The following is a 12,577-nucleotide window of genomic DNA, read 5'->3' as shown; positions in this document are numbered from 1 at the left end:
CTTAACAATAATGAAAACGGCACTGACTCATTAAACAGATGCGCAAGAAATACCCTCTTCTCCGCCCCTTATCTTGCCTGAGGGACCGGGGCGATCGGATTATTGGCAATGACAGACGGGCGTGAGGATCAGTCATAGACCACGCGCAGCAGCGTTAGCTGTTTGTCCTCATCCAGGTAGGACTTTTCAATCGTGGCATAGGGGGAGGATATGGGCACAATGAGGTTTTCCACGGTGATATGACGCTCAAGACGATCCTGACGCTGGCATAAAATATCGGAGGTTCCCGTTTCGTTCCAGCAGGCGGCGGTTATCACGCTACCGGAAAACTGAAGCTGACCGCCGGAGGCGAGGCACGCGCAGCCGATAAACCATAGCGGCAAGACCAGCGCGGGCATCACACTATGTATGAGGGGCATTTTTTCCATGTTTCGACACTCCTGTGTTTGATTTCACCGGGGCGTGACCACCCCGGTGGAGAACGCCGCCCCTAGCCTTTCGCTTTCTGAATCGCCGTCTGCAGAGCGTCCTGCGAGGAGCTGCCGGGCATCACCGAGACGCGGTTAGCCTCCGGCGTTTTCGCCTGTGGCATCACGACAAACGCGGGGGTACCGGAAAAGTTCATATGCTGGGCCAGCGCCTGATTTGCCAGCAGAGCGTCATGAACCGCCCCGCTATCCTGCGCCTGCTTGACCTCCGCGATCTTCTCTTTCGACAGATAATGCTGCGCCAGGCCATAGACATCCTGTTCTGTGAGCGCGCCTTCCACTTTACCGGTGGCATAGAGCGCGTTATGCCAGTCAAGATATTTGGCGCCGCCGTCGCTTAACCACACCTGTTCGCCGATCCTTGCTGCCAGCCCCGATACCGGCCAGCGCGAAGAAAAAATAGGGAACTCTTTGAAAACAAAGCGCGTATCCGGGTTGGCTTTGATCAGCGCCTCGATAACCGGCGCCATTTTGCTGCACCATGAACACTGATAATCAAAGAACATGACCACTGCAGCTTTCGCATCTGCCGGGCCAACGGATGGGCTGGCGCTGCTCAACAGCCCGGCCTGATACTGCAGGGCCAGCTGTACGTAAGCCTGCTGTTGGGCGATCTGCTGCCGCTGATGTAGCGTTTCACTGGCGGCGATGAGAAATTCCGGGTGATTCGCCAGATACGTGGCTACGGCTTCGCCGACTTTATCCGGATGGCTGGCGATATAGGCCTCCGCCGCCGGACCAATCTGCGACGCCGGCTCGCCGTTCTCCGCCTGCGCCGGTAAAGAAATCGCGCCGCTAATCAGCGCCAGTGCCGCCAGGCAGCTCAGCTTTAAAGATGAATCGTGCATAAAACAAACTCTCATTCCAGGGATAAAAATCAGCGCGCCAGCAGTACGTTCGCCGCTATCGGCGGCAGCACGCGGCCATAATCATTAATGCTTTGCCAGCGCACCTCGCAGCGGGTCGCCCGCTGGCACCAGTCGGTTTTGCGCGTCGAAAAAGGGGCGACGACACCTGCGGTATCAATGGGCCGGCCGTTGGCCTTGAGCGAGAAGAGCGTGACGTAATAAGGGCCCGGGTTCTGTACCGACAGCCCCTCCGGGGTCAACGTCCAGCGCAGCCCCCGGTACGCCTGCTGGGGATTGCCTGCCAGGCCAGCAGGACGATAGATAAGCTTCAGCGCGGAACGAAAGGCCATCTGAACATGATGGTCGCCAGGCTTACCGGAGGGTATGGCGGCAATACTCAATGTGAACAGGCTTTCCCGGTCGGAGGGGAGCGCGTCGCCGGTCCAGGTCACGCGCAGCGTATTCTCCTGCTCTGCCGCAAGACGGAACAACGGCGGCGTAATGATAAAGGGGGGTCTGTTCCCTGCGGCAATAGCCGCGCCGGGCCATCGTCGCGCCGACTGAATGTGGCTATCAATAAGCCAGCTCTCAGAAGAGGTGTTGCTCACCGGCACGCTTAGGGTCGGCATCTGCGCATGATAGATAAACCGCGTCCCACCGATCACCACGCCCGCCTGAGCTACAGGGATCGGCAGCAGCCAGCTCATGACGATATAAAAAAGGAGTTTATTCATAGGCGAGGATAAACGTGGCTGAAGCATTCGCCTTTCCGGCCGTAACCGCGCTGCCGTCCGCGATATAGCGAGCATAGAACTGCAGATGCGCGGAAGTCTGCCCCGGAGAAAGCGCGATGACTTCGCTCGTCTGCCCTGGCGGAATAAGATGTTTATCCTGGTCATAGAGGCCAATGCCAATCCCTGTGGCATCGTCCGCCGCGTCGATAAGCGCCAGGAGATCCGTATTTCGCTGATTTGCCGTCCCGCTGAAGCTCACCGTAACGCCGCTGACGGTGCTGCCGCAGTTCTGCAAATCAATGGCGAAAGGCTGCCAGGCGGAACCATCGCCAGCCTGGTAAAACTGACGGTTCGATACGCTGCCCATCTCCACGTTAATGTTTTCTGAATCCGGCGACAGCGTGCAGGTATTGTCGGTAATCGTGCCGGTGACATAGACACGCCCGTCATGCGCGTCTGCCGTTGCTGTCGTCAGAAGGCAGCAAGCCATGCAGGCATAATAAGCATATTTATTCATCGCCGCGCCTATTCGTATTGCAGGTCGAAATACATCACCGCCGTCGCATTGCCGGAGGTGACCACTGGCCGTGTCGATTTGTAGCGAATGTAGAAGGAGAGCGTATTGCGCCCGGCCTTGAGGGGATAAACTACTGATTCACTATTATTCATACTGACATCATCTTGATCTTCATCAAGCAGCTCCACGCCGATGCCGCTGGCCAGCATATTTTCGTTACCCATGCCGGTATCGGTCAGCGCCAGCAGCGACGGATCATCACTGTCTGCCGTGCCGGTAAACCAGATTTTGGTTCCGGTAATTCCCCGGGAGCAGTTTTTCAGATTAATGTTAAACGGCTTAAATTTTGTTGTCGTTCCGGTTGCGGGAAAATCCTCAACCGAAAACTGCCCCAAATCGATACTCTGGCTGACGCTGGAAATCTCCACATCGCAGGTTTGCGCAACGATCGTGCCGGTAAATTCCAGGTTATTGCCGGTATCACTGGCCTGGCAAAATGGGCTCCCGCAGAGGAGCGCTAAAAAGAGACCGCGTTTTAAGCTCATTTAGTCGAAGTCCACCCGCAGGTTAGCCAGCGCGGTAAATACGCCCTCCGCGGGAATTTCACCGGTCGTGCTAACCGGATAAGCCTGCAGCGCGATGTTGGCTTTGCCCGCATCGTCAGTGACGAAAGGCACCACGCTGCTGGCATCGTTTGGCGTCAATACCGCGCCATCGTTGGTCTCAACCACCACGCCGACGTCCGGGTTATCCGAGGCGATAGCCTGGTTAAGGTGAGTATCCGCTGTCGCAATCAGCCGCAGGCTTAAATTAACCTGCGAATTCACGCCGCTGCATTTCACCGGCACCCTGAATTTTTTATTCCTGACGCTCACCGGCTTTGCCCCGGCGCGGTTGAAGCCACCGCTATAAAGCGAGCCGAAATCCACAAGAATGGTCTGCCCTGCGTTGATTTCGCAGCTTTGTGGCACGGTTACCGTTCCGCTGTAAGCAATGTTGTAAACCACGTTGCTCAGGGGATCGCTCGTCCCTGTCGTCACGTAGACGTTGAACATGGTCTTCGGAGTGATAGTGACGGTCCCCACGAAAGGCCTGGCAATCTTGAGCTGAAACACCAGGTTCGAGTCGCGGATGTAGAACGGTTTGCCGGCGTTTACGCTGTCATCGGTGCCCATATAGGCGTAGTTGGTAGGGAGATAAAGGGTTCCTGCCGCGGAGTCGTCAATTCTCATCGCCCCCTCCAGATAGTCAGGGTCGAGCTTTAAATACTTCCAGGGGCCGCTGGTTTCAACCACGGCGTAGGGTGAAACATAGGAACGATACGTCCGGTTCGAGAGTGCCGAGCCAGCGGGACACACGGCCTGAACGTTCACTTCCTGGTTTTTGGTCAACTGAACCGTATTCCCCGCCGCGTTTTGGGCCGCCGTGAGGGTGGTACTCAGATCGTAATCGACCGTAGTAGGCGCGCCGTTGACGTTTTGACAGACGGCAGCCTGAGCCGCATTGGCTAACAGCAGTCCCGCCAGCGGAATAAAAAATAAACCTGTCTTCATTTAGCGGCATTCCACGCGTTGTCGCACCAGGGCCTGCCGGGGTGCGGGAAGTTGATAATGCACCAGACACTGCCGGGAAGCTCCCCGGCCCCACTGCACTTTGAGCGTTCCCTGGGGGCTCAAACCGGCCAGGTAAACTTCGCCGCCATCGCCGACGATCGCCTCCTCCGCTGACGCATCGGTCGAGGCGGTCGCGCCGAACGGTACCGGCTGCCCGTCGTGCAGCAGCGTCAGGAGCGCACGTTCGCCGACGCGCGCTTTAAAGCTGGCCAGTACCAGCGCGCCCTGCGTAGGCACGACGTTCACGACGGCATCGTCGATATCCACGTCATCCGCCATCGAGTTCACATCCAGCGCCATGCGATTTTGGCGATAGGTCGTGGCGTAAGGCACCACCGCATAGCCCCGGCGATCGGTATGAATGCCCGGCTCGTCATCAATATTGACATTGCCTGCTCCCGGAGCGGCGATCAGCACGTTGGTCTCGCCCAGCGGCTGGCTCAGCGTTAAGCCGTGCGCATGCGCCACTATGCCGCCGCTCAGCCCGTAATTTATCTGCTGATAATCGCCGTTATTGCTGGTGTTATAGCCCACGTTGACATTGCCTTCGGCGCCATCATATTCGAGGCTGGCGGCGCCGCTTTTGCCAACGCCATGATTTTGATAACCCTGCTGTACGCTATAGCTGAGATTGTTTTGCGCCAGCGCGGTACCGCTTATTCCGGCATTTTGGCTGACGCCGCCGTGCCGATCGGTACTGGTGCTGAACGTGGCGTAGATATTGTGATGCTTGTGGGTAATATCATCGCTGTGATGTAGCCACTGGCTGAGCGGCAGCGAGAGATTCAGGGCAATAAGCTGGTCGCTCTTGTCCTCTCCCGGGGCACGGCTTTGGTTATAAGAGAGGCTCCATGACACGCCCGCCAGGGTATCGCTATAGCCCACTTGCAGCAGCGTGTTCTTCTCATCGGTATGCCAGTAGCTCTGCTGACTACCGGTTACATAAAGCGAACCAAAACGCCCAAGCAGCTGCGAGATATTCAGCTGAATCTTGCCGCGTTTGGTGTAATAGAGGTTGTAGTAATCGCTCCAGCTACGCTGGTCTTCATTTTGGTCGGTTGGACCGTTATAGCCAGACATGCGCTTCCACGCCGTCTCGTCGAGGGTATAAAAACCCGATGTTGAGTAGCGATAGCCGAGCAGCTGAAAGTTAGTTCCCAGACTATTCAGCGATTTAGCGTAAAGAAAACGCGTGGATTGCCCCTGATGCTCGCTATCATCAGCCAGGGTGCTGCGCGCCTGGGTCAGGTCGACGGAAATCGCCCCCCAGTCGCCCAGATTGGCTCCCGTACCTAACGCCAGCGCGCGATAATGATCGGCAAACTGCGTCCCGCCGTAGACGGTAAAGCCGTGCGGCAGGCCCCATATCAGCGTCGCCTGGCCAAACTTAACGTCCTCTTTCTGGCTGCTGTCGCCGCGATAGCTCGCCGCCGTGGCCGCGTATTTCAACCGCCCTTCACGTTGCAGAATTGGCACAGCGGAATACGGCACGCTATAGCGAGTGATGCTGCCATCGGACTCTTTTATCTCAACGCTCAAATCACCGCTGCTGGCCGTGGAGTAAAGGTCGTCAATGGTAAATGCGCCGGGAGAGACGTAGCGCTGGTCGATGGTGTAGCCATTCTGCCGAATGGTCACCTGGGCATTGCTTTTAGCGATACCGTGGATGGTCGGTGCGAAGCCTTTCATACTGTCAGGCAGCATGTTGTCATCGGAAGCCAGCTGAATGCCGCGAAAGGGCAAACTGTCGAAGATCGCGGAAGGCGTATAGCTATCTCCTGCGGTCAGTTCGCTTTTCAGAGCGCGCAAATCGCGCTCTACATACGTGCTGATATGCTGCCAGTCGCTTTTATTGCTCTCGCCGCCGCTGTTATCGTTCCAGGTGGAATAGTTACGCAAGCGCCAGGCGCCAAGGTTCAGGCCGCTGTTAAGGCCAAGAAACAGGGTACGGGCATCAACGCCGCCCTCGCTGCGATCGCGGCTATTCGCACCGGTAAACGTGTAATTAAGCAATAGCGCGCTGATCCCTTCATCCCAGTATTCAGGTGCAATATAGCCCCTGGCGCTGTTCTTCATCGCCGCCTGGGGAATACTGATATTCAGGCGCTGCTGGGTGAAATCAAAGCGCGCGAAGGCCGCAGGAATGGCGGCGGCAATATCCACGCACCCTTGAGAAGAGGGCTTTAACAACCCCGGAAAGGCCTCAACGTTCACCTTCATCTCTTTGAGCATATCAGGCGTCAGACAAGCGCTTAGCCCGGAGTCGTCTGCGGCTGGCGTCCTGGCAGAGGGTTTCGCTTCGTAGAAGGTCATATCGCGGGTGGCAAGAAAGGCGCCATTCAGATAGACGTCGACCCGATAAACGCCAGGCGCCTGGCCATTGCCTTCAAAACGTGAAAGATCGGCGATCCTGGACGGATCGTCCGATAAAAACGCGGGATTAAAATAGTTATCCGCCCAGCCCTTCGGCAGCGTTAACACGCTGACTAAAGTCAGGGTCATCAGCACCGGTTTACTGACAGACGGCGATTGACGCTTTATAGCAGCCATTTTCTGCACGCTAAGATTGGCTCTGGCAGGTTTGTACAGGCGTGGTCGCACCAAAATCATTGACGGTCTGGAAGGTTACCCGGCTTTCGCTGCTCTGCAACGTCAGCTCGCTTTTTGGCGCGACCATGGCATTCGGCAGTTTTCGGCTTCCAGCATGTATTTCAACCAGAGAGACATAGTAGGGCGACGGATTGGTAACGATTAATCGACCGTTTTGGCTATGGCAGCGCAGCATCGCGGGCGCATTTGCGGAAGGAACGGACAAATCCGCAGGACGAATAAAAAGTTTAATGACGCTTTGGGTCGCAATTTGCAATGAATTATTCGCCAGCCTGGTTTTATCGACCGAGGGGATCGCTTTGCTATTGAGATAGAACACGCTTTCCCGGTCGGTGGGCAAAGACGGACCGATGTACATAATTCGCAGGGTGTTCTCTTTTTTCGGCTGAATCACGAACAGCGGCGGGGTAATAATAAAATCAGAGCTCCGGCTACCATCAGCATTGGCAACCCAGGACTGAATCAGGAAAACGTTGTTCTCCGAGGAGTTAATAACCGGCAGAGAGACCTGCTTGCTTCCCTGCGGATAGATAACGCGGGTTGATCCCAGAGCGATACCGCCCGCGTGCGCCTGGTTTATTATTCCAGCGATAGCCAGTAACAGCGATAGAAATTGAATTGTTCTTTTAAGCATTTTCTAAGTAAATAAACGATTTTGGGCGCAACACAAATAGCGTTTCCTCCGCGCAAGATGCACGGAGGAATACCTGAAAAGAAATCAGGAGTACACCATACTAAAGGTGGCGGTAGCAGAGACGTTACCGGCAACTACAGCGCCGGTGGCGATATAATCGACGCTCAGCGGAACCACGTTTTCACCATCAATTAACGTTACGGTGCCAGAAGTATCGCCAATATTGAGCGGCTGGCCGTCCGGACCATACAGCTGCAGAGCGACGTTGGTAGCCGCACCAGCACCTGCGGTGTTGGCAAGGGAGCCGGCCAGCGTACCGTCCTGCTGACCGTTAAAAATAACTGCGGCTTCCTGGCTTACCGTGGTATCGCAATCTTCCAGTTTGATCGAGAAATCTTCTTTTTGATTCGCAACCATGCCGGCGGCCGTTAATTTGCTGGCACGAACCTGGCTTAAGGTGACCGTTTGATCAACGGAGTCAGCAGAAACAGAACAGGCGGCATTAACAACCTGGCCAACAAAATTAACAGTGCCACCAGAAACGGTCGCCGTATCCGCAAAAGCGGAAGTCATCATGCCGCCTGCAGAAATAGCAGTCACCATCATGGCTAATAGATGCTTTTTCATATAATCCCTTTTAAATTTAATAAAAACCCAGTGTTATAGTTTGATAAATATCAGACATTGGTGGACAAGGGCTTTCGCTCAGGCCAGCCTGACGATCCCTGGCTTTATATGCTACAGGAAGACACTCACGTCATTAATATGAGATAACTTACTGACCAGTAATCGCCTCACTCAAATAAACACTCTGACATTAGTTAATTATTATAAAAGGTATAAACAGTTGCAATCATCACCTGCTGTTTTTATAGGACTACAGATAACCTCATGTTTTAAAAGAACTATAGTCATGAGATACACCCTATGCCATCAGGACTATTGACTTTTTAATTAATACATGAATGCACGAAAGACAACCGTTCGTAATACTTTTTAAAAGGTGTTTAATTGATGTAAAAAAACACCTTTTATGCAACATCGCTAATAGGCCGTCGGTAATTTCTTCATGTCTAATAAACGACCGCCATCGATACTAATATAACCCCCTTTCTTAAGTTCAGAGAGAAGTTTCATCGTACGGCTACGGGATATGCCCGTTCGTCTTTGAATAAAGTTAAGGACGTTAATGCTTTGTCGGTATTCGCTGGCATAAGCCCAAAGCTCGATTAATAATGCGCGCACCTTCAGATAAGAATCCACGCCAACCAGCTCCCGATCCCGTACGCTCATCACCATCAGACGATAGGCAAGTATTCGTGCGACATCGTGCCACAGATCGCACTCATCGACGGTCTTAATAAAGTCGGGCAAAGAAACCGCACGTCCGCTGCACTCGGTTTCGGCCACCAGAAAGTGCTCCGGTCGGGTCGGAACATCGTAGGTCACCCCGTAGCTGTCAACTAACCCGACAATAGAAGGAGCAAAAGCGGAACATACATGAAGTCCACTGCCGCAGCGGCAAAATGAAAAAATCCCGGACTGCAGAAGGACTATTTTATTCTCACCGCCAGAATTAAGTAAAAACTCATCACCAGGATTTAAATTAAAAGGCTTACCAAAAGACCATAATGCGGAGAAGAGCGCATCAAGCGCTGCATGTGGTTTAGCCTGCTGGGAAAATAAATATGAGTGCAAGGTATTCTCATTATCGTTTTCAGCAATGTCAACTTTCATTTTTTCATTAAAAACCATAATCATAGGTCAACCCAACATATACTTAATGAAAGGTGTCTTCAATTAATTATAAATAAAACCACCTGGTAGTATATCTGTACCAAACCCGCACAAATACGCAATACTTAGCACGATGAGTAAATTCTTAATAAAAATATCAACAAGCTCAATTAAACCTCAAAACATAATATTAACAGGGAAATAAAATCACAAATGAAACTATTTCTCGGAAAATAAAAAACCTCATAAAAAATAGTGATTCAGAATATTAAACTCTCTGAATCACTATGAACAAGATGATTTTTCTTCACTAAACAGCAGGGAAAGAGGTGTTATTAACTAAAATATTTTGGCGCTGAGTAATATTCCACCATTTTTTCTGCCAGCCAACCGCCATCTTCACCGTTAGAGTGAATCGTCGTAATACTTACCGTTGAGCCTCCCCCCCAAAGTACTGAGAAAACGTTATAGTCAGGGAGATTTAACGCCTGCATCTGCCCCCAGTCGTAGCCATTATCCTGGCGTAAAAAGTCGCCGACTGTCGCTACGCCATAAGTTGCGCTATTCACCGCCGTATTTAACAGATCCGAAGCGATGGTATTGAGATCGCTGCCAATACGCGCATCGCCCATAAAGAAGCTTCCGCCCGACGCGTAGTGCGCGGCGGCAATTTTACTGTTGCCTTCGTCTACGGTTGGCATATGGCCCCCCGGGATTTGCCATAGCATAGCCGGTTTATGCAGGTCTTTAGCCGCTTGTTTTACCATCCCTAAATAATTAAACCAGCAGGTCGCGTTCCAGCCATAGTGCGCTAATGCATCCGGGCTAAAGCAATCGCGTTCAAATTTATCAAAGGCGATAAAATCTGGCGCATACTCACCGCTATACACTCCCAGCTCATTGATACAGCTGGCTATCGCTGTCCCCTGGGCCACAGGATCGGCATTTGCTCTGAGTACCCAGTCTGCCGTTCCCGTCGCCCAGACGTTGGTCTGCCAGCCGAAGGCCACGTCCGGCGCAAACTGGCGCACAATATAGTTAATCGCCTGGACATAACCATAAAGATCGTTAGAAAACGTCGGCAACAGCGGCGCGCTGAATCCCGGAAGAGCAGGCAAAGCGTTAATCGCCGCCGCCAGCTGGACGTTAACCTGTACGCTATTCGCTTTACGTACCGCGGTATAGCCGTACGGCTCCTGCTGTATCGCGCCAAGGAAATCCGGATTCAGCACAAAGGTGGCGGGAACGGCGTGCTGGTCGTCCTTCCAGGACTGCGCCGCAAGACACTGGGTGATGAAGTTACCAAAGTGGTTACGTAACCGCTGTCCGTCCTGAAGATCCGAGAGTGCGCTGCCGCCGCTGGCGTTAGCGGTATAAACCACCATGACCGGCATCACGGAGCGCCCCGCTTCTTTTTCAATCTCACGCACCAGCGGAACGGTTTTGTGAATCGGCAGCGAGTCATAATCAAGGAAGCCGTCACCGTTTTTATCCACTTCCGCTGCCGGTAGCGGGTCGCCGCCGCCGTCAAAACCATCATATTTAAACAGGGCGCTAAAAGGGACGTCGCGATATAGCGATACGGTATCCGCGGCATTCACCGTCACCCCGCCGTGGGCAAGATAGTCCGGCCAGCCTTTAACCTGCAGTGGAACGCCCTGCACAAACTCGAGCGTAATATGATTGACGCTTTTCAGCAGCCGCAGCGGCGCATCCTGTTCACAGCGCCACGGTGTACCGGCGACGTAAACATCGGGAGTCTCAACGCTATACTGTCCGGGAGCCAGATGCATCGCCAGCGTTTGCAGACGGGCATCGCTCTCCAGCATCACGGTATATTGATATTGCCCGCAGCAGAACCGATAGCGCTGAGGCGATACGCCCTCAGGTAAACCTAGTATCGTCACCTGAACTTCGACAAAATCATGACTATCAACCCCGGTCTGCTGGAAGCCGATGCTCACCTCTTTCACCTGGCCCTGCTCAGGGGTAAAAATCGTCGGTCGGGCGGGATGGCTAATCATCTGGTTATTGATTACCGTCGACAGTAAGCCAATCTCGTAGCAGTGACCGGCGATAAGCCGATCCACCAGCTGTATTTGGTTGACGGGCATCGTCAGGGTTCTTTCGCATACCCCAGATTCCGACCACAGCTCAACCACCATTTCCGCGCCGGCAAACTCAGGGGCATCGACGATAAGACGTACTGAAGCAAACTGTACCGGCGCCTGATACGCGACCTGACAGGTCTGGCAGTCAGATCCGCCAGCCAGCTTCAGCCTGAACGTCGATTCAACGGGTACGATCTGCATATCATCATTACTCAGCTCCAGCACAGCGATCGTGTACTCACCTGCGCTAAGATCGCTGATGGTCAGCGTCTCTCCCCACTCGCCTGCAAAGCGTCGTGAAGTCGCATCCGGATAGTACAGGTCGATCGTCGGCTTCAGGGTGGTGTTTTGTTTTAACGAAGGGAACTGAATATTGATCTTGCCCTGACGGCCTGGGTCGTGTGCGAGGATTGCCGTTAAGCCGCTCATAGTGACCGGAGTTTGGGTAGCGGAAAGATAGAACTGCAGCTCAGCGCTTGCGCCTCCCTTTAGCCAGAATTGCCCATCATTATTTATCGTAATCGTGTTCTTTTCGATTGGCCAACCGCCGTCGCTGCCCAACGTTACGGGCTTGTTGCCGAGCAAAGATCCGCTGAACGCGCTGTAAGGATCGGGATGCGCGCTGGCGGTAAACTGCAGCTTAAGTTGGTTAAGGTCGATAGCCTGGGCATAGAGGTTGGTCAGCGTCAGAGTCACCCGTTGATACCAGCTGGTCGTGCTCAGCGGGCTTGCGACAACAGTCATTCCCTCTCCTTCCACAACCGCATCATCGCCCTGCTCTTCAGGCTCAGGAGCCATCTCATCCGTACCCTCATCGTCAGGGATAATCTCTTCCGGTACAGGCGCGACATCATCAGTTTGATCATCGACGGGGGCTTCAGGTTCCGGCTGCCCCTCGTCCGCAGATTCATCAGCGCTATCATCTTGCGCAGATGAGGCCAGGGTTAAGCTAAAAGTTGAGATTTTGACCGGTACCTGAGTGGCGGCAAAGCTGAAGAATAACGTGCCGCTTTCACCGGGCTGCAGCAGCAGCGGTTGGCTGTTATTAATAATGATTTCATTGACGTCGAGGGCTCCCTGCGTTTTACCGCTCAAGGTGAGGGGCATATCCCCTTTAAGCGTACCGCCAAAATTGCCCCACGGATCCTGATGTCCGGACCCGGTAAAACCAATGGCCGCATGATTGATATCCACGGCGCTGTTATTTTCATTGGTGATGGTTAAGGTGATTTTTTGATACCAGCTGTTCACATCGATCTGGCTGTTTTTAATCGAGACCGTCATT

At 53.4% G+C, this 12,577-nt stretch carries 11 protein-coding genes; all 11 read right to left on the bottom strand.

Going from position 1 to position 12,577, the window contains the following annotated elements; all coding sequences use genetic code 11:
* Window positions 1–128: 128 nt before the first annotated feature.
* The 11 genes from K2184_RS19030 to K2184_RS18980 all read right to left on the bottom strand — a co-directional run bounded on the left by K2184_RS19030 (window position 129) and on the right by K2184_RS18980 (window position 12,576).
* Window positions 129–428 carry a hypothetical protein gene (locus K2184_RS19030; protein ID WP_004108350.1) on the bottom strand — a complete coding sequence of 100 codons (300 nt, stop codon included), beginning with the start codon at window positions 426–428 and terminating at the stop codon, window positions 129–131.
* Window positions 429–490: 62 nt separating this feature from the next.
* Entirely contained in the window at window positions 491–1,336 is an 846-nt protein-coding gene (locus tag K2184_RS19025; RefSeq protein ID WP_004108353.1) for a DsbA family protein, read from the bottom strand.
* Window positions 1,337–1,365: 29 nt separating this feature from the next.
* Window positions 1,366–2,070 carry a pili/flagellar-assembly chaperone gene (locus K2184_RS19020; RefSeq protein WP_024273710.1) on the bottom strand — a complete coding sequence of 235 codons (705 nt, stop codon included), beginning with the start codon at window positions 2,068–2,070 and terminating at the stop codon, window positions 1,366–1,368.
* Window positions 2,063–2,560: a fimbrial protein BcfF gene (locus K2184_RS19015; RefSeq protein WP_049094734.1), complete on the bottom strand. Its 498-nt coding sequence runs from the start codon at window positions 2,558–2,560 to the stop codon at window positions 2,063–2,065. The genes K2184_RS19020 and K2184_RS19015 overlap by 8 nt, the downstream gene beginning before the upstream one ends.
* A gap of 35 nt (window positions 2,561–2,595) precedes the next feature.
* A complete protein-coding gene (locus tag K2184_RS19010) occupies window positions 2,596–3,132 on the bottom strand; it encodes a fimbrial protein BcfE (RefSeq protein WP_004110439.1) in 537 nt (178 codons plus the stop codon).
* Window positions 3,133–4,140, bottom strand: coding sequence for a fimbrial protein BcfD (locus tag K2184_RS19005; protein WP_163524577.1), 1,008 nt, complete (start codon window positions 4,138–4,140; stop codon window positions 3,133–3,135).
* On the bottom strand, window positions 4,141–6,750 hold the full coding sequence (locus K2184_RS19000) for a fimbrial biogenesis usher protein (protein WP_163524579.1): 2,610 nt from the start codon (window positions 6,748–6,750) through the stop codon (window positions 4,141–4,143).
* 10 nt (window positions 6,751–6,760) lie between these two features.
* The gene (locus tag K2184_RS18995; protein WP_049128837.1) at window positions 6,761–7,444 is read right to left on the bottom strand and encodes a fimbria/pilus periplasmic chaperone; all 684 of its coding nucleotides are present in this window, start codon (window positions 7,442–7,444) and stop codon (window positions 6,761–6,763) included.
* An 84-nt stretch (window positions 7,445–7,528) separates the two neighbouring features.
* The gene (locus K2184_RS18990) at window positions 7,529–8,071 is read right to left on the bottom strand and encodes a fimbrial protein BcfA (protein WP_004108376.1); all 543 of its coding nucleotides are present in this window, start codon (window positions 8,069–8,071) and stop codon (window positions 7,529–7,531) included.
* 417 nt (window positions 8,072–8,488) lie between these two features.
* Window positions 8,489–9,205 carry a winged helix-turn-helix transcriptional regulator gene (locus tag K2184_RS18985; protein WP_077258923.1) on the bottom strand — a complete coding sequence of 239 codons (717 nt, stop codon included), beginning with the start codon at window positions 9,203–9,205 and terminating at the stop codon, window positions 8,489–8,491.
* Window positions 9,206–9,516: 311 nt separating this feature from the next.
* Entirely contained in the window at window positions 9,517–12,576 is a 3,060-nt protein-coding gene (locus tag K2184_RS18980) for a chitinase (RefSeq protein ID WP_196552922.1), read from the bottom strand.
* Window position 12,577 lies beyond the last annotated feature (1 nt).

This window comes from Klebsiella sp. K5-306 (assembly GCF_051835185.1).
Lineage (GTDB): Bacteria > Pseudomonadota > Gammaproteobacteria > Enterobacterales > Enterobacteriaceae > Klebsiella > Klebsiella oxytoca.
This window is presented reverse-complemented; position numbering and strand designations above follow the sequence as displayed.

Coding starts and splice junctions, on each gene's coding strand:
- K2184_RS19030 (WP_004108350.1), bottom strand. CDS start 428: ATGGAAAAAATGCCCCTCATACATAGTGTGATGCCCGCGCTGGTCTTG.
- K2184_RS19000 (WP_163524579.1), bottom strand. CDS start 6,750: ATGGCTGCTATAAAGCGTCAATCGCCGTCTGTCAGTAAACCGGTGCTG.
- K2184_RS19015 (WP_049094734.1), bottom strand. CDS start 2,560: ATGGCTTGCTGCCTTCTGACGACAGCAACGGCAGACGCGCATGACGGG.
- K2184_RS19005 (WP_163524577.1), bottom strand. CDS start 4,140: ATGAAGACAGGTTTATTTTTTATTCCGCTGGCGGGACTGCTGTTAGCC.
- K2184_RS18985 (WP_077258923.1), bottom strand. CDS start 9,205: ATGATTATGGTTTTTAATGAAAAAATGAAAGTTGACATTGCTGAAAAC.
- K2184_RS18990 (WP_004108376.1), bottom strand. CDS start 8,071: ATGAAAAAGCATCTATTAGCCATGATGGTGACTGCTATTTCTGCAGGC.
- K2184_RS19020 (WP_024273710.1), bottom strand. CDS start 2,070: ATGAATAAACTCCTTTTTTATATCGTCATGAGCTGGCTGCTGCCGATC.
- K2184_RS18995 (WP_049128837.1), bottom strand. CDS start 7,444: ATGCTTAAAAGAACAATTCAATTTCTATCGCTGTTACTGGCTATCGCT.
- K2184_RS18980 (WP_196552922.1), bottom strand. CDS start 12,576: ATGACGGTCTCGATTAAAAACAGCCAGATCGATGTGAACAGCTGGTAT.
- K2184_RS19010 (WP_004110439.1), bottom strand. CDS start 3,132: ATGAGCTTAAAACGCGGTCTCTTTTTAGCGCTCCTCTGCGGGAGCCCA.
- K2184_RS19025 (WP_004108353.1), bottom strand. CDS start 1,336: ATGCACGATTCATCTTTAAAGCTGAGCTGCCTGGCGGCACTGGCGCTG.